General features: G+C 40.3%; 21 protein-coding genes. All 21 read left to right on the plus strand.

Translation table 11 applies throughout. The features are described from left to right. Window positions 1-4: 4 nt before the first annotated feature. The 21 genes from codY (at window position 5) to fliP (ending at window position 16,191) form a co-directional block, all read left to right on the plus strand. Window positions 5-784, plus strand: a complete 780-nt coding sequence (gene codY, locus ACQKKO_RS14435) for a GTP-sensing pleiotropic transcriptional regulator CodY (protein WP_479821541.1) — start codon at window positions 5-7, stop codon at window positions 782-784. A 403-nt stretch (window positions 785-1,187) separates the two neighbouring features. Continuing rightward, the gene (gene flgB, locus ACQKKO_RS14440) at window positions 1,188-1,586 is read left to right on the plus strand and encodes a flagellar basal body rod protein FlgB (protein ID WP_498648355.1); all 399 of its coding nucleotides are present in this window, start codon (window positions 1,188-1,190) and stop codon (window positions 1,584-1,586) included. 1 nt (window position 1,587) lies between these two features. Beyond that, window positions 1,588-2,025, plus strand: a complete 438-nt coding sequence (gene flgC / locus ACQKKO_RS14445; RefSeq protein WP_498648357.1) for a flagellar basal body rod protein FlgC — start codon at window positions 1,588-1,590, stop codon at window positions 2,023-2,025. 38 nt (window positions 2,026-2,063) lie between these two features. After that, window positions 2,064-2,342, plus strand: a complete 279-nt coding sequence (fliE, locus tag ACQKKO_RS14450) for a flagellar hook-basal body complex protein FliE (RefSeq protein WP_498648651.1) — start codon at window positions 2,064-2,066, stop codon at window positions 2,340-2,342. A 46-nt stretch (window positions 2,343-2,388) separates the two neighbouring features. Then, window positions 2,389-3,990 carry a flagellar basal-body MS-ring/collar protein FliF gene (fliF, locus tag ACQKKO_RS14455; protein WP_498648359.1) on the plus strand — a complete coding sequence of 534 codons (1,602 nt, stop codon included), beginning with the start codon at window positions 2,389-2,391 and terminating at the stop codon, window positions 3,988-3,990. A gap of 14 nt (window positions 3,991-4,004) precedes the next feature. Then, entirely contained in the window at window positions 4,005-5,021 is a 1,017-nt protein-coding gene (fliG, locus tag ACQKKO_RS14460; protein ID WP_203087237.1) for a flagellar motor switch protein FliG, read from the plus strand. Continuing rightward, window positions 5,014-5,808 (plus strand): flagellar assembly protein FliH, encoded by a 795-nt coding sequence (gene fliH / locus ACQKKO_RS14465; RefSeq protein ID WP_498648361.1) that lies wholly within the window; start codon window positions 5,014-5,016, stop codon window positions 5,806-5,808. Before fliG ends, fliH begins: the two co-directional genes overlap by 8 nt. After that, window positions 5,786-7,090: a flagellar protein export ATPase FliI gene (gene fliI, locus ACQKKO_RS14470; protein WP_498648363.1), complete on the plus strand. Its 1,305-nt coding sequence runs from the start codon at window positions 5,786-5,788 to the stop codon at window positions 7,088-7,090. The genes fliH and fliI overlap by 23 nt, the downstream gene beginning before the upstream one ends. Window positions 7,091-7,103: 13 nt before the next feature. After that, entirely contained in the window at window positions 7,104-7,541 is a 438-nt protein-coding gene (fliJ, locus tag ACQKKO_RS14475) for a flagellar export protein FliJ (protein WP_498648365.1), read from the plus strand. A gap of 12 nt (window positions 7,542-7,553) precedes the next feature. After that, window positions 7,554-8,144 (plus strand): MotE family protein, encoded by a 591-nt coding sequence (locus ACQKKO_RS14480; RefSeq protein WP_498648367.1) that lies wholly within the window; start codon window positions 7,554-7,556, stop codon window positions 8,142-8,144. 14 nt (window positions 8,145-8,158) lie between these two features. Further along, window positions 8,159-9,859, plus strand: coding sequence for a flagellar hook-length control protein FliK (locus ACQKKO_RS14485; protein WP_498648370.1), 1,701 nt, complete (start codon window positions 8,159-8,161; stop codon window positions 9,857-9,859). Window positions 9,860-9,880: 21 nt separating this feature from the next. Then, window positions 9,881-10,336, plus strand: a complete 456-nt coding sequence (flgD, locus tag ACQKKO_RS14490) for a flagellar hook assembly protein FlgD (protein ID WP_498648372.1) — start codon at window positions 9,881-9,883, stop codon at window positions 10,334-10,336. Further along, window positions 10,329-10,709 (plus strand): TIGR02530 family flagellar biosynthesis protein, encoded by a 381-nt coding sequence (locus ACQKKO_RS14495; protein WP_498648374.1) that lies wholly within the window; start codon window positions 10,329-10,331, stop codon window positions 10,707-10,709. The genes flgD and ACQKKO_RS14495 overlap by 8 nt, the downstream gene beginning before the upstream one ends. A 69-nt stretch (window positions 10,710-10,778) precedes the next feature. Then, the gene (gene flgG, locus ACQKKO_RS14500) at window positions 10,779-11,576 is read left to right on the plus strand and encodes a flagellar basal body rod protein FlgG (protein ID WP_498648376.1); all 798 of its coding nucleotides are present in this window, start codon (window positions 10,779-10,781) and stop codon (window positions 11,574-11,576) included. Window positions 11,577-11,613: 37 nt separating this feature from the next. Further along, window positions 11,614-11,847, plus strand: coding sequence for a flagellar FlbD family protein (locus ACQKKO_RS14505; protein WP_498648378.1), 234 nt, complete (start codon window positions 11,614-11,616; stop codon window positions 11,845-11,847). Continuing rightward, window positions 11,848-12,279, plus strand: a complete 432-nt coding sequence (gene fliL, locus ACQKKO_RS14510) for a flagellar basal body-associated protein FliL (protein WP_498648380.1) — start codon at window positions 11,848-11,850, stop codon at window positions 12,277-12,279. 29 nt (window positions 12,280-12,308) lie between these two features. Further along, the gene (gene fliM / locus ACQKKO_RS14515) at window positions 12,309-13,295 is read left to right on the plus strand and encodes a flagellar motor switch protein FliM (protein ID WP_498648382.1); all 987 of its coding nucleotides are present in this window, start codon (window positions 12,309-12,311) and stop codon (window positions 13,293-13,295) included. Then, window positions 13,292-14,446 (plus strand): flagellar motor switch phosphatase FliY, encoded by a 1,155-nt coding sequence (gene fliY, locus ACQKKO_RS14520; protein ID WP_498648384.1) that lies wholly within the window; start codon window positions 13,292-13,294, stop codon window positions 14,444-14,446. Before fliM ends, fliY begins: the two co-directional genes overlap by 4 nt. Window positions 14,447-14,463: 17 nt before the next feature. Next, the gene (locus ACQKKO_RS14525) at window positions 14,464-14,826 is read left to right on the plus strand and encodes a response regulator (RefSeq protein WP_203087224.1); all 363 of its coding nucleotides are present in this window, start codon (window positions 14,464-14,466) and stop codon (window positions 14,824-14,826) included. Continuing rightward, window positions 14,801-15,487 carry a flagellar biosynthetic protein FliO gene (fliO, locus tag ACQKKO_RS14530; protein ID WP_498648653.1) on the plus strand — a complete coding sequence of 229 codons (687 nt, stop codon included), beginning with the start codon at window positions 14,801-14,803 and terminating at the stop codon, window positions 15,485-15,487. Before ACQKKO_RS14525 ends, fliO begins: the two co-directional genes overlap by 26 nt. Next, on the plus strand, window positions 15,484-16,191 hold the full coding sequence (gene fliP / locus ACQKKO_RS14535; RefSeq protein WP_498648386.1) for a flagellar type III secretion system pore protein FliP: 708 nt from the start codon (window positions 15,484-15,486) through the stop codon (window positions 16,189-16,191). Before fliO ends, fliP begins: the two co-directional genes overlap by 4 nt. The last annotated feature ends 13 nt before the right edge of the window (window positions 16,192-16,204 follow it).

Here is a 16,204-nt window from a genome sequence, read left to right on the forward strand (position 1 = left end):
GAAGATGGATTTATTATCAAGATCACGTAAAATTAACGATATGCTACAAAAGTCAGGTGGTCAGCACGTAAGTTTTCGTGATATGGCTCAAACACTAGCGGAAACAATAAGCTCAAATGTATACGTCCTAAGCCGTCGCGGACGTTTACTTGGATTTTCAATTCACCAGGAAATTGAGAATGACCGTATGAAGAAAATGTTTGAAGAAAAACAGTTTCCACAAGAATACACAGAAGGTCTTTTTAAAGTAGATGAAACATCGGCTAACATCGACATTGAAAGTGAATATACAGCTTTCCCTATTGAAAACAAAGATCTTTTTAAATCTGGTCTTACTACCATTGTGCCAATTAAAGGTGGAGGTCAACGTTTAGGAACATTAATTCTGTCTAGATTAAATGATTCTTTTAACGATGACGACTTAATACTTGCTGAATACGGGGCAACAGTTGTTGGGATGGAAATTCTTCATGAAAAAACGCAAGAAATTGAAGAAGAAGCTCGCAGCAAAGCGGTTGTACAAATGGCAATCAGTTCACTATCTTACAGCGAGCTAGAAGCAGTTGAGCACATTTTTGAGGAGCTTGATGGACGTGAAGGTCTTCTTGTTGCAAGTAAAGTGGCTGATCGTGTAGGAATTACGCGTTCTGTAATTGTAAATGCACTTCGTAAACTTGAAAGTGCAGGTGTCATTGAATCTCGTTCTTTAGGTATGAAGGGAACATACATCAAGGTATTAAACGATAAGTTCTTAAATGAACTAGAACGTATGAAAGCAAAATAAGCTGTATTAATATATATGTTAAAACCTCTGAGCCAAATGGCTCAGAGGTTTTTCATATGCGTATCTAGTGATGTATGGGTTAGCTATTTTTTACTAGTTAAATAAGAGATAAATATGTCGATTCAATTAATACATGGGCGTGATGAAATAGGTATTTTTGCTGATTTTTTTTAATAATAATAACAAAGTAAAGCGTTAACAAAAAAAATTAGCTTTAATTTACATATTATTGAATTTATATAGACATTATTTCGTGGGTACTTAATAGTAAATACTGTGTTTTTAAAAAACTTCGTTAGACAATAGTATTAGATTTAAGTACAATTTCCTTATAAGTAGTGAAAAAGTTGTAGTGATTTTGAATAATTATGTCGATTTTGTACGAATGGAAGGGAGAAACGTCATGGATCTTTTTTCTGGTACGTCATTTCGGTCTATTGAACTAGGTTTGAATCAAGCGCAGCAAAAGCAGTCAATGATCGCAGATAATGTTGCAAACGCAGATACACCTGGTTACAAAGCGAAACAAGTGCCGTTCTCACAGACTTTAGAAAATGCATTAAGCGAACCCTCAATCGGTGCATATAAAACGCATACGAACCATTATGAATTTAAAGGAAGCGATTCAGGTTCAACTAGGTTAAGTGGACTAAAAGATCGGTATCACCATAATGGAAATGGAGTAGATATCGATAAAGAAATGGCAAGTCTTGCAGAAAATCAAATTCAATATAATGCACTGATTGAGAGAATGAATGGCAGGTTCTCTTCTCTTCAATCTGTGATTAGAGGAGGTAAATAGAGTGTCGATATTTACAGGATTTCATGCTAGTGCCTCAGCTTTAACAGCGAACCGTCTAAGAATGGATGTTGTTTCATCAAATATGGCAAATGCAGAAACGACACGAGGGGAGCTTGTGGACGGTGAATGGCAACCTTACAGGCGAAAGATGGTTTCCCTCACACCTAATCAGTCTAAACAAGACTTCCAATCATTCTTACATAACGAGCTAAAAGGTGTAAAAGTATCAGCTATCGAGCGAGACAACACACCATTTAAGCTAGTCTTTCAACCAGATCATCCAGATGCAAATGAAGATGGATTTGTTCAAATGCCTAATGTGGATCCATTGCGTGAAATGGTTGATCTAATGGGAGCAACACGATCGTATGAAGCGAATGTAACGGCCTTAAATGCTTCAAAAAATATGTTACTCAAAACACTGGAGATTGGGAAATAGGAGGGTTTTAGATGGAATTGAATTCGATTCAAAGTCCTATGCAAGTCGGTCAAGCGGTCAAGCGCCAGGTAGAAACAGTCTCTTCAGGAGAGGCGCAAGAGAGCTTTAAAGCCATGCTAGGTCAAGCGCTCTCAGAAGTTAATACCCTGCAAAATGAGTCAAGTCAAAAAACAGAAGCTCTTGCTTTAGGAAAACCGGTAGAGTTACATGATGTCATGATTACAGGTCAAAAGGCATCAGTATCGCTTCAAGCAACTATTGAAATACGCAATAAAATGGTTGAAGCCTATCAAGAAATAATGAGAATGCAAGTTTAATTCAATCGTTGTATGAAATACGTTTGCAGGGGTGCCAGGAGGTCGCATGAACGAGACAATCGCAAGATATAAGAATGCAGTAATAACTTACTGGACTGAGAGAGAGCCTCGGCAGAAGATATGGCTTGTTGCAGGACTTATTCTCATTCTAATAATGGCTGCGGCACTTACATACTTCAGTACAAAACAAAATTTTGTACCGCTTTACAGCCAACTTTCATTACAAGAAACCGGACAAATCAAAGAAACATTAGATGGAAAAGGAATTCCATCCCGTGTATCAAAAGATGGAATGACAATTGAGGTTCCGGACAATCAAGTAGATTCGTTAAAAGTCGAATTAGCCGCGGAAGGACTTCCTCAAAGTGGTAGCATAGATTACTCGATCTTTTCTGACTCATCTGGGTTTGGTATGACTGACAATGAGTTTTCAGTTATGGAACGCGCAGCTATGCAAACAGAGATTGCAAATTTAATTAAGAACATTGATGGGGTTCAAAATGCGAACGTCGTCATTACATTACCAGAAGAGAGTGTGTGGTTAAACTCCTCTCAAGAGTCTGCTACTGCAGCTGTTGTTCTAGACCTTAAACTAGGCACACAGCTGGACCAAGAAAGAGTAAGAGGGCTCTATCATTTAATATCAAAAAGTGTACCTAATTTACCTATAGAAAATATCGTTATTTCAGATCAAAATTTTAATTCATACGGATACGATGCTGGATCGGCCGGAGATTCAACACTTGCTGCATTTGAACAGCAACGTGGAATCCAAAAAGAAATAGAACAGGATATGACGCGCAATCTTCAACAAATGCTCGGAACAATGATTGGTCCAGATAAAGTTTTAATCTCTGTCACAACAGATATTGACTTTACTCAAGAAAATCGAACGGAGCAACTAGTAGAGCCTGTCGATGAAGAAAACATGGAAGGAATCGCTGTAAGTGTTGAGCGGATCTCAGAAGCATATACCGGTGAAGGCACGATACCTGAAGGTGGAACAGCTGGAACAGGAGAAGGAATTCCTAACTATGTTGAAGGAGAAGGCAATGAAAATTCTGAGTGGGAGCGTACGGAAGATCGAATTAATAATGAGGTCAACCGGATTAACCGTGAGATTACAGAAAGCCCTTATCAAATAAGAAATGTTGGCGTACAAGTTATGCTCGAGCCTCCTGAAGGTATGGATGCCATTCCAGCTCAGCAAATCGCTGACATCCAACAAATCTTAGGAACGATTGTTCGAACTACATTACCTGAAGTAGATGGACAGCCATTAAGTCAGGATGATATAAACTCAAAAATTGTTGTAACATCTCATCAATTTGCGGGAAAAGCAGAGGAAGTAGCAACGGATAATGGCCAAGCCATTCCAACCTGGTTATATGCATTAGCAGCTGTACTTGCAGTAGTTGTCATAATTTTAGTTGTTATGCTCACTAGAAGTAGAAAGCAAGTGGCGTTAGAGGAATCACTGGAAGAAGCAACATTAGACTCAGTCGCCCTTCCGACTGAGGAGGTCCCTGATCTACCTGTTGAAGGAAGTGGGCCTGCTCATGAAAAGCGTAAACAACTAGAAAACATGGCAAAAGAAAAACCAGAAGAATTCTCGAAGCTATTACGTTCTTGGTTATCTGAAGATTAAGAGGAGGCAGAGAAGTGGCAAGAGCTTCAAACAAAGAATTAACGGGCAGACAAAAAGCGGCTGTTTTACTCATCTCTCTTGGGCCAGACGTCTCAGCTCAAATTTATAAGCACTTAACAGAAGAGGAGATTGAACAACTCTCCTTGGAAATTTCAAATATTCGCAAAGTAGAAAGCTCTGTAAAAGATGAGGTACTTGAACAATTTCACCATATCGTGATGGCTCAAGACTACATCTCTCAAGGAGGAATTGGTTACGCCAAAAGTATCTTAGAAAAGGCACTTGGAGAAGAAAACGCCATGCAGATTATTAATCGGCTAACGTCAACACTACAAGTGAGACCATTTGATTTTGCCCGCAAAGCAGATCCAAACCAGATTCTAAATTTTATCCAGCACGAGCATCCACAGACAATTGCCTTGATTTTGTCCTACTTAGATTCGGCGCAAGCTGGACAAATATTATCGGAACTTCCACAGGAGGTACAAGCAGATGTGGCAAGACGGATTGCCATCATGGATAGTACGTCTCCTGAAATCGTAAGCCAAGTAGAAATGATTCTCGAAGAAAAGCTTTCACAGTCTGTGACTCAAGACTACACCGAGGCTGGAGGCGTAGAAGCAGTTGTAGAAGTGTTAAATGGTGTAGATCGTTCAACGGAGCGCACTATTTTAGATGCGCTTGAGATACAAGACCCAGAATTAGCTGAAGAAATTAAAAAGAGAATGTTTGTCTTTGAGGACATTGTTACGCTTGATAATCGCTCCATTCAACGAATCATTCGTGATGTAGAAAATGAAGATTTACAGTTATCTCTGAAGGTAGCGAGTGAGGAAGTTAAAGACATCGTATTCGGTAATATGTCACAACGTATGGCAGATGCTTTCCGGGACGAAATGGAATACAAGGGACCTGTCAGGTTGCGTGATGTAGAGGAAGCACAATCTCGCATTGTAGCAGTGATCCGTAAGTTAGAAGAGTCAGGGGAAATTGTAGTTGCAAGAGGCGGAGGAGATGACGTTCTTGTCTAGGATTATTAAGTCTAAAGTAGATGCGACCCTTCAAACAAAGCGTAGTATCGCCATTAAGCCATTGTGGAACAAAACCAACAATTGGATGGACGTTGAGCCAGCAGTTGATGAGCTCGAAACAGCGCAACAACTTGCCGAAGATCGGTTGCTTGAAATGGAAAATCAAGCGCAAGACATGATGGCCCGGGCGGAACTTCAATCTGAACAACTAACGGAACTATTTGAACGAAAAGAAAAGGAAATGGCGCTTCAGGCAGAACAATTGTTTGAAGAGCACCGGGCTAAAGGTTATGAAGCAGGTTATCAAGAAGGCGAGCAAGCTGCTTGGGCAACGTATAGCGACAAAATTATAGAAGCACAGTCAGTGATTGAGCAAGCAACCCGAGAAAAAGTCCAGAAGTTAAAAGGTGCTGAACCCGAAATGATTCAACTTGCTTGTGCAATAGCTAAGAAGATCTTGGGTAAGGAAATCACATCTGATGAGACGCTTCTTCAATTTTTAAAAGGGCAAGTTCTTGAAGCTAGAGACCATAATGACATTCAGCTTTTTGTTCACCCAACCTGGTATGAAAAGGTGATTCATCAAAAGCATGAGCTGCTTACAGTCTTACCGCCTGGTAGTGACTTCTCTTTAGTCCCAGATCTTACGCTTCAAGAGAATGCGTGTAGGATTGAGACAAAACAGGGCAGGTTAACCACGTCAATTGATCAACAGCTTGAAGAATTAAAGGGACAGTTGCTAAAACTTCAAGAGGAACATAGTCATGATCAATCAAGCGCTAGTTGATTCAGTCCAAGCAATGTCGACGAGAAAGTGGTATGGCAAGGTCACACGTGTTGTAGGCTTAACCATTGAATCCACAGGTCCTATCGCTGCAGTAGGGGATATTTGTTTTATTCACTCCGGAAGAGATGGAAGTGGGAGAATTCAAGCTGAGGTTGTTGGGTTTAAAGAAAGTAACGTATTATTAATGCCATTTTCAGATACGGTCGAGATTGCACCAGGTAATTTGGTTGAATGCACAGAAAAGCCGCTAAGCGTTCCGGTTGGACCTAGTTTAATTGGTCAAATTATCGATGCACTAGGTCAGCCGTTAACTAGTGCAATTAGGCAAGAACCAATGGCTTGGGTTCCCGTAGAGCAGTCTCCACCAAACCCATTACAACGCCCTCGAATTACCGAGCGATTGGAGCTAGGTGTTCGTGTAATCGATGGATTGTTTAGTGTAGGCAAAGGACAGCGAATGGGTATCTTTGCAGGAAGTGGTGTAGGAAAAAGTACGTTACTTGCCATGATCGCAAAATACTCAACTGCTGATGTGAATGTCATTGCTCTTATTGGAGAACGTGGACGTGAGGTGCGAGACTTTGTTGAACGGGATTTAGGCGAAGAAGGGATGAAAAAAACAGTCCTTCTCGTTGTAACATCCGATCAACCTGCTCTTATGCGAGTGAAGGGAGCACTGACTGCAACAGCTGTGGCTGAATATTTCAGGGACCAGGGACTAAGTGTGAACTTGATGATGGATTCAGTCACACGATTCGCGATGGCTCAGCGTGAGATTGGGCTTGCCATTGGTGAACCACCAACAACAAAAGGGTATCCACCTTCTGTATTCGCAATGTTGCCGAAGCTTTTAGAACGTTCAGGTACAAACGAGCACGGTAGCATTACAGCCTTTTACACGGTGCTTGTAGATGGAGATGATATGAACGAACCGATCGCTGATGCTGTTCGAGGCATCCTCGATGGGCACCTTGTTTTAGATCGTCAATTGGCAAATAAAGGTCAATTTCCTGCGATTCATGTGTTAAAAAGTGTGTCGCGTGTCATGAGTGACATTGTGTCTAGTCAGCATTTGTCAGCCGCTGCTACGTTACGTGAATTGTTGTCGATCTATACAGATGCAGAGGATTTAATTTCAATCGGTGCGTACAAAAGAGGATCAAATGCGAAGCTTGATGAAGCGGTGGCACAGCACCCTGAAATACTAGCTTTCATTAAGCAAGCGACAAGCGAGCAAGTAACATTTGATCAGACAGAAAGACAATTAATTGAACGATTCTAAGGAGGTTCCTAACTTGCAATTTCGCTATTCCTTACAGAAACTTATGGATTTAAAAGAGCGAGAGAAGGAAGAAGCTGAAAATATATATTCAAGTGCTGTAAAAACCTTTGAAGAGGTAGCGACAGAGCTTTACCATTTACTCAAACGAAAAGAAGCACTTGAGGAAGATGCACGAACAAAGCTATCCAGCTTGGTGTCTGTACTCGATATTCAATCGATTCAAGCTAGTATGTTATTTCTTCAAGAAGCGATTGTGAAGCAACAAAAACGAACGCAGCTTGCCAGAGCCCAGATGGAAGAGAAACACCAATTACTTCTAGATGCCTCATTTGAGCACAAAAAGCATGAAAAAATTCGTGAGAAGAAACGAATGCAGTTTGTAGTTGAGGAAAGTCGTCTGGAGCAATTAAGTATGGATGAAATTTCTGTGCAACGATTTGTCAGACAGTAAGAGGGTGAAAACATGCCAAAAGAAGAAAAGAAAAGCAATGGATTAAAAACGATGTTGCTCGCTGTAGTTTTACCTCTCATCGTTGTTTGTTTGCTTGTTCTCTTTTTTATTGCTCCATTATTTGGTTTTGATGTGATGGGAAGTAGTAAACAGTGGGCACAGAGTGTACCCGTTCTTTCATCTTTTGTCTCTGAAGAAGATGAGAGCCCTTCGACAGAAACACCAAATGATTTGAAAGCTGAGAATTCGAGTCTGCAAATAGAGCTTGAGCAAACAAAAAGTCAATTAGAAGAAGCTACACAGAACTTACAAGCCACACAGGAAGAACTAGATCAAGTTCAAACAGATGCCGCATTACAAGAAGAGTCAGGAATGATTGAGTCAACCGATGTAACGGTCGCGGAGCGGAACAAAGAGCTCGCAAAAAACTACGAACAGATGTCTGCTAAAGCCGCAGCAGCCATTTTGAACGAATTAACAGTTGATGAAATTCTCACGCAGCTTAAAGACGTTAAGACAGAAACAAGGTCTTCTATTTTAGCAAAAATGGAAGCGCCTCTTGCCGCTGATGTTGTTCGTGCTTGGTCTGATGAGGTGAATTGAAGGGAGGTGAAAAAGTGAATCAGTTTTTACCATTTCAAAATGTGAGAGGTTTTGTTGGATTAGGTAGTCAACCTCGTTCTCATCATTCAAGTATCGGGAGCGAATCAACAGCAATTGCAGAGTTCCCGTCCGTTGAGTCAATCAGGCCGTCTTTCTCTGATGTACTCCAACAGTTTGAAGGAACGAGTCACAAACAGGAGCGTAATGAATCAGTTGTCATAAAACCGATTGATACCAAAGAACCTGAATTTGAATTGGAAGAAGCACTCCAACCATTTTTAGGGGCTGAGGCTCACGAGTTAGCTGAATATCTTGATCCAGAATTGGTGACGAGCATTGTTTTGAACGTTTTATCTTTTCCAAAAGAAGATCAGAATCAGACAAGTCAAGCTGCGATAACGATCGAACAAAAAGATGCGGTAACTACACCAGTAAGCAAAATGAACCCATTAGATTTTGTGCCAAATGAAGCCGATAAAATAGATCGGATACCTGCTACTTATAACCAATTGGTTTCAGAGCCAAAGATGAGTCTAGTGACAAATGAAAAAGAATCAAAAAATGGTTCTTCTATTAGTGGGCAAGAACAATCATTTTCATTAAACAGAACCGAATCAGTAATGCCTAATTTAATTCCACTCTCACGAGTCTACCAGTTCCAAGAGCGCCAAGTCACTCAACCGATTGATGACCCGCCAGTACAAATTGAACGTCTGCTAAGTGTCATAAAAGAAAGTGGAGATTTACCAAAACGGCTTCTTGTTACTCAGGATGCTGAACTTGTTCAACAAGTGGCAAATAAAGTAGAAACCTTCTTCCAAGCAAACGATCGAACAACACTTAACCAACTAATAACTGAAATGAAAGAGACCGTCCGTCCAAGCGTTAACAAACCGGTTGTTATGGATGTTAAAGGATCAACCAACGAATTAGAATCCTCAGAAGAGCTTGAAAAGCTGCTATTACATTTAAAAGCGGATAAATCAACTGCAAAAGCAACAGAGGATACTCCGAAATTAGTGTCAGTTGAATCTAAAGTTGAGAGCCTCTTGCCGAATCAAACCATAGCTCCACCTTCTCTTACTGGATTAGTGAAAAAGGAAGTAAGTGAAATTGATTTGAAAGCTGCTGTCCGCTCTGAACAAAAAAATGTGGGAAGTAATCCAAACGAACGCAATGTTGTACCCACTCGAAATGAAGGGAAGCCTGCCGTTTTAAACGAGAACCTGATCATACCTGAAAAAACAGTGCATGCATCAGAAAGAGTTCAGCAACAGCCGGAAGCTTTAAAAGCCGAAGGGCAAGCGGACGAACGACGGTTTGTTAAAACCCTTCAACGGATTTTACAGCAAGGATCCATGATTCAACGTCCTGATGGACAAACATCCTTTACATTAAAGCTTTTCCCTGAACACCTTGGGAAATTACAGATTCTAGTGATCCAAAACGGTCAAAAACTCGCAGCACAAATTATTGCAGAATCAAGTGCGACGAAAGATTTAGTGGAACGAAGCTTGCCTCAATTAAGACAAGCTCTCCATTCACAGAACCTCACATTCGATCAAATTGATGTAGAAGAGTTTGTGAATAAAGATCAACAGCAACAGCAGGAACAAGAACAATCAGAACAGCAGGAACATCAAGAAAACGAACAAGAATCTCGAACGGAGACAAGCTTCTCATTTAAATCATTATTAGAAGGTTTGTTCTCATAACAAAAATGGCAGGTGAGGCCGATGACGTCAATTACGAACGATTATTCGTTACCAAAATCTACTCAAGCTGTCCGGAGTGGCGATAGCTTAGGTAAGGATGATTTCTTAAAACTACTTTTAATTCAATTACAGAACCAAGATCCAAGTAATCCAGTAGATGACAGAGAATTTATTGCTCAAATGGCTACCTTCTCATCTCTAGAGCAGATGACAAATATGAACAAAACATTAGAAACGTTTGTTCAATCTCAGTCAAAACAAACGTTGTTGCAATATAGCGAGTTAATTAATAAAGAGATTACGTATGAGCTTGATGACTCCACTTCGCTTGAAGTAGAACAAAAAACAGCGAAGGTTACATCAGTAAAGTACGACCGTGACCGAGTTCTTCAAATTGGTTTGGAGGATGGTACGTGGATTTTGGAAAAACAAGTCGTCGGGATTGCTCCGGGTATTGAGGACAAGGTGAATGATTGATCCGAGCCTCCATATTAAACCAGGTTACAGGTCCCAAGCGGCATTAAAGCCAAACGCACAGCAACAGCCTGCTCATTCTTTTAGTCAAATCTTAAAAAAAGAACAGCAAAACATTACTATAAGCAAGCATGCAAATGAACGTCTCCATCAGCGAGGGATTCGAATGAATCAATCTGAATGGAATCTCATTTCTAAAAAGCTACAAGAAGCAAGCCAAAAAGGAATTACCGACGCATTAGTTGTCACTAAGAGCGCGGCACTTGTAGCGAACACAAAAAGTCAGACCATTATAACAGCTCTTAATCGGAATGAAGCGGCAGATCATATTTTTACAAATATTAATGGAACTATTCTTTTAGATTCATCAATCTAGGCAGGACCCATTAAGGGATGCCACAAACTGTGGAATGATAGAAGCAGTTAACAAAAGGAGCGAGTGTAGATGATTAAATCGATGTATTCAGGGATTTCAGGTATGAAAAACTTTCAAACGAAACTTGACGTAATTGGTAACAACATCGCAAACGTAAATACATATGGCTTTAAGAAAAGCCGTGTGACATTCCAGGATCTAGTCAGCCAACAGCTTGCTGGAGCAACAGCGGCTCAAGCAGATGGGCGTGGAGGGATTAACTCCAAGCAAGTAGGGGCCGGTTCCACTCTTGGATCAATTGATACAATCCATGAAGGAGCAACTAGTCAATTTACAGGAAGAGCACTTGATCTTTCAATCGAAGGTGAAGGGTACTTTGTAGTAAGTGAGGGTCCACAAGACTATTATACTCGTTCAGGAAATTTTTACCTTGATGAAACAGGAAATTTAACTACTGCTGAAGGATTCATCGTAAATGGAGTAAATGGTGGGCCAATTAATATACCAAATACGACTCAAAGCTTTTCGATAGGCAAGGACGGATCGGTAAATTTAGTAGATCAGGATGGACAAGCGGCAGTGGCCGGTACGATTGGTTTAGTTAGTTTTGCAAACACAAGCGGCCTTTCAAAAGTAGGGGGAAATACATTTATTCCAACAGCAAACTCAGGACAGCCTACGCCTATTGGGGCTCCAGGTGCTAATGGTACTGGCGCAATTAACTCTTCCTCTCTTGAAATGTCTAACGTTGACCTTTCAGAAGAATTTACAGAAATGATTGTTGCTCAACGTGGGTTCCAATCCAATTCAAAAATTATTACAACATCGGATGAAATATTACAAGAGCTTCTTAGTTTAAAACGATAATCTACTGATTTTAGTATAGGAGGCATGCAGGCACAGTTTGTGCCTGCTACATAATGAAATGATAAGACTACAACGACTGAATGGACAATTTTTCCTGTTAAATGCTTTGTTAATTGAGCAAGTAGAAGCCATCCCAGAAACAAGTATTACGTTAATAGGCGGAAAAAAGATCATTGTTCAAAATGAGATTGAAGAAGTATACACACTGATTAATGATTGTTTTGGGAAAGTGGGGGTCCTTGGTTCAGTTTTTAAAAAGGGAGGGAAGTAAGTGGTTAAAAGTAAGCTGGGTATTGTCATGCTTGTCATGTTTCTAACTTTAGCTGTAGCTGGTGGGGCAGTCTTTTTATCTTGGGATTACATAACCGCAGGTGAAACAGAAAATGCAGAGCCTACGATTGATGAAATCATTGAACGCTCCTATGATACGGAAGAGTTAACCACAAATCTATTAAACAATGGATTTGTTCGCTCTAAATACAAAATTCAATTAGATAGTAAAGAGGCGTTACATGAACTTGAAAAAAGAGATTTTCAAGTAACAAATGTCATCATTACAACGTTATCGGGAAAAGAAGCATCCGATCTTAGCGGCCCCGATGGAAAATCGGCTCTTGAAGAAGAATTGAAAGAGCAGATTAATGAACTCATGCAAGAGGGAACCGTTCAAAAGGTGTATATGACTGAATGGGTATTGCAATAAGTATGGCGATGAATTAAGAGGTGAGTCCATTGGCAGATGTACTGTCGCAAGGTGAAATAGATGCGCTCCTTTCCGCATTATCAACAGGTGAGATGAATGCGGAGGAGCTTAAAAAAGAAGAAACGCAGAAAAAGGTTAGAGTGTACGACTTTAAGCGGGCACTCAGATTCTCTAAAGAGCAGATTCGCAGTCTAACACGAATTCATGAGAATTTTTCTAGATTGCTTACAACCTTTTTTTCAGCACAGCTTCGCACCTTTGTTCAAATTCATGTAGCCTCCGTTGATCAGCTACCATATGAGGAATTTATTAGTTCGATTCCAAAGATGACCATTTTAAATGTATTTGAACCTGTTCCTTTAAATGGACGCATCTTAATGGAAGTCAATCCGAACATTGCATATGCCATGCTTGATCGTTTAATGGGTGGAAAAGGTGTCAGTGTAAATAAGATCGACAGTTTAACTGAAATTGAAACAAAGATAATGTCGGCACTGTTTCAACGAACGTTAGATAGCTTTACAGAAGCGTGGAGTTCAGTGATTGAGATGGATCCGATTCTTGATGAAATTGAAGTGAATCCGCAATTTTTACAAATGGTTCCGCCAAACGAAACGGTTGTTGTCATTTCACTTGTGACAAACATCGCAGAAACGTCAGGGATGATCACCATTTGTTTGCCTCACATGGTGCTTGAAGAGATTCTTCCTAAGCTATCCAATCATTATTGGCTCCAAGAAAAAAAGAAGCTGCGTAGTCCAAACGAACAAAAACAGCTTGAAAAGCAGGTACGTGATACACCGTTGCTTGTGCAAGCAGAGCTTGGTCGGTCGGAAATGACGGTACAGGAATTTCTTCACTTAGGACACGGGGATGTTATTGAGTTAAATCAATCGATTCATCATCCACTTGTATTAAGTGTAGGTGGGGAAACAAAGTACTTGGCGCAGCCAGGAAAGCAAAAAAACAAACTGGCAGTTCAAGTGACGGAAGTATTAGAGGAGGCGGATGAATGAGTGACGGTATGCTCTCTCAAGAAGAAATTAACGCATTGCTAAACGGAATGGATAGTGATCAAGACAAAGAGGAATCAGCGCCAAGTCTGGATACAAATGAATACTTAACAGATATGGAAAAAGACACACTGGGAGAAATCGGAAACATTTCTTTTGGTAGTTCAGCCACAGCCTTGTCCTCACTACTCAATCAAAAAGTGGATATTACAACACCTGAGGTAACGGTGGTTGAGAAGAAAAATCTGGATCAAGAATTCCCGCGCCCACATGTGGCCGTACAAGTGGAATACACAGAAGGCTTTGAAGGCTCAAATCTTTTAATGATTAAAACAACGGATGCAGCAATTATAGCTGATCTGATGCTTGGTGGAGATGGGACCAACCCTCTTGAAGATCTAACAGATATGCACATTAGCGCTGTGCAGGAAGCAATGAATCAGATGATGGGTTCCGCATCTACCTCGATGTCAACATTGTTTAATATGAAAATTGATATCTCACCACCATCTGTTGATGTGATGGATATCAGAAACGGTGAGAACACAGGGTATGTTCCTCCAGAAGAGATTCTTGTGAAGATTTCTTTCCAGCTTCAAGTAGGTGATCTCATTGATTCAAAGATCATGCAAATCGTCACGCTTGCTTTTGCAAAGGAATTTATTAAAAATCTAACAAATCCAGAAGAGTCTCAAGTTGTTGAAGAAGTAGCTGCTGTGAAAGAGCCTACTATCCAAGAGCCAGTGAGAGAGGAAGCGCCAAGCGAGCGATCGTTTCAAATTGAGCCAAAAGAAACAACTCAGCATGTGGGTGGAATGTCGGGTAGAGGAACAAGCACCATTCAGCCAGCTGCATTTGAAAGCTTTGATCAACCTCAGCTGACAAGTGTACAAACAGGCAATTTGGACATGCTTTTAGACATTCCGTTAAATGTAAAGGTTGAGCTTGGAAGAACAACCAAGTCCATCCGCGATATTCTTGAGTTTACTCAAGGATCAATCATTGAGTTAGATAAGCTAGCAGGTGAGCCTGTTGACATTCTAGTTAATGAAAAATTGATTGCCAAAGGTGAGGTTGTTGTTATTGATGAAAACTTTGGTGTTCGCGTAACAGATATTGTGAGTCAAGCAGAACGAATTCGAAATTTAAAATAGCTTAGGGGATGAATGGAATGGGTCAAAAAGTTTTAGTAGTAGATGATGCAGCTTTCATGAGAATGATGATTAAGGATATTTTAACAAAAAATGGTTTCGATGTTGTTGGTGAAGCAGCTGATGGAAACGAAGCTGTCACACAGTATAAAGAATTGTCACCTGATCTTGTTACGATGGATATTACAATGCCTGAGAAGGACGGAATTAGTGCGTTAAAAGAAATCAAGTTATTTGATCCTAATGCAAAAATTATTATGTGTTCTGCGATGGGGCAACAAGCGATGGTTATTGATGCCATTCAAGCTGGCGCAAAAGATTTTATTGTGAAGCCTTTTCAGGCGGAGCGCGTGATTGATGCGATTAATAAGACACTTGCGTAATCTCTTTACCGTATTACTCATTGTATGTAGCTTCCTGCTGTCTTCTGCTCACGTAGCGGAAGCGGCAGACTGCAATGGATTTGTGGCTGATCGTTTTAATGAAGAATGTGATTCAGCTAGTCTAGGAGAAACGGGGACCACAGACGAAGATCAAACGCAAGCTGGTGTACCTGGAAATGGCTTTTTAACGGTCCTTAAATTAATCGGATCTTTGGCACTAATTATTGCTTTAATGTATGGTCTTGTGCGCTTTCTAGGAAAACGAACAAAAACGTTTAGGCAATCTCAATTATTAGAAAATATCGGTGGGATGCCACTGGGTCCTAATCGGTCGATTCAACTCATCAAAGTAGGGGATCGTGTGTTAGTAGTTGGAGTAGGAGAGTCCATACAACTGCTTAAGGAAATTGACTCTAAACAGGAATTAGATGAACTAAAAAGGCTTCAAGAAGAGCAAGATCAAGCCAATTTACAAGTCCCTGCTCAAAAAGCGTTTGATTGGTTTAAAACTAAGATTGCAAGGTCTAAAAATCATTCGGAGGCACAACAGGCTCCAGTAAAAGCGCCATCCTCTTTTCAAGATCTATTCCAAGAGAAGCTACAAGAAGCATCAAAGTCGCAACAGGAGCTTGAGAAGGTCATGAAGGAGCGTCAGCCATGAATGTGGACCATCTGATTCTTTCAACGACAGGTATACTAAATAATTTTGATTTAACGGGACTAACAGGATCGAACGAAAATGCAGCAACAACGATTCAGCTACTCTTATTGTTAACAGTGCTGACTCTAGCTCCATCCATTTTAATTATGATGACATGCTTTACTAGGATTATTATTGTCCTTTCCTTTGTCAGACAAGGACTTGCTACACAATCAATGCCGCCAAACCAAGTGTTAATTGGAATTGCTTTATTTATTACCTTTTTTATTATGGCTCCTATTTTTAGTGAAATTAACACAGAAGCCTTACAACCATTCGCTAATAATGAAATCTCGCAGGAAGAAGCATTTGACCGGGCTACTGCACCGATTAAAGAATTTATGTCAAAGCATACACGTGAAAAGGATTTAGCCTTATTTATGGGTTATGCAGAGCTTGAAAGACCTGAATCATTAGAAGATATTCCGTTAACGGTTCTCGTACCTGCTTTTGCGATCAGTGAGCTGAAAACGGCCTTTCAAATAGGATTTCTAATCTTTGTTCCTTTTTTAGTGATTGATATGATTGTTGCGAGTGTCCTGATGTCCATGGGGATGATGATGCTACCGCCTGTTATGATCGCCTTACCATTTAAAATCTTATTATTTGTACTGGTTGACGGTTGGTACTTAATCGTTCAATCACTATTACTTAGCTTCCAGTAAGGAGAGGGTGTTT

Origin of the sequence: Alkalihalobacillus sp. NPDC127517 (assembly GCF_050276055.1) — a bacterium.
Classification (GTDB): Bacteria; Bacillota; Bacilli; order Bacillales; family Bacillaceae_D; genus Alkalicoccobacillus.

What these genes read in the sequence shown, in the direction of transcription:
- codY (WP_479821541.1), top strand. Translation starts at nt 5, where the DNA reads ATGGATTTATTATCAAGATCACGTAAAATTAACGATATGCTACAAAAG.
- flgB (WP_498648355.1), top strand. Translation starts at nt 1,188, where the DNA reads ATGGATCTTTTTTCTGGTACGTCATTTCGGTCTATTGAACTAGGTTTG.
- fliE (WP_498648651.1), top strand. Translation starts at nt 2,064, where the DNA reads ATGCAAGTCGGTCAAGCGGTCAAGCGCCAGGTAGAAACAGTCTCTTCA.
- fliF (WP_498648359.1), top strand. Translation starts at nt 2,389, where the DNA reads ATGAACGAGACAATCGCAAGATATAAGAATGCAGTAATAACTTACTGG.
- fliI (WP_498648363.1), top strand. Translation starts at nt 5,786, where the DNA reads ATGATCAATCAAGCGCTAGTTGATTCAGTCCAAGCAATGTCGACGAGA.
- ACQKKO_RS14480 (WP_498648367.1), top strand. Translation starts at nt 7,554, where the DNA reads ATGCCAAAAGAAGAAAAGAAAAGCAATGGATTAAAAACGATGTTGCTC.
- flgD (WP_498648372.1), top strand. Translation starts at nt 9,881, where the DNA reads ATGACGTCAATTACGAACGATTATTCGTTACCAAAATCTACTCAAGCT.
- ACQKKO_RS14495 (WP_498648374.1), top strand. Translation starts at nt 10,329, where the DNA reads ATGATTGATCCGAGCCTCCATATTAAACCAGGTTACAGGTCCCAAGCG.
- flgG (WP_498648376.1), top strand. Translation starts at nt 10,779, where the DNA reads ATGATTAAATCGATGTATTCAGGGATTTCAGGTATGAAAAACTTTCAA.
- fliY (WP_498648384.1), top strand. Translation starts at nt 13,292, where the DNA reads ATGAGTGACGGTATGCTCTCTCAAGAAGAAATTAACGCATTGCTAAAC.
- ACQKKO_RS14525 (WP_203087224.1), top strand. Translation starts at nt 14,464, where the DNA reads ATGGGTCAAAAAGTTTTAGTAGTAGATGATGCAGCTTTCATGAGAATG.
- fliO (WP_498648653.1), top strand. Translation starts at nt 14,801, where the DNA reads ATGCGATTAATAAGACACTTGCGTAATCTCTTTACCGTATTACTCATT.
- fliP (WP_498648386.1), top strand. Translation starts at nt 15,484, where the DNA reads ATGAATGTGGACCATCTGATTCTTTCAACGACAGGTATACTAAATAAT.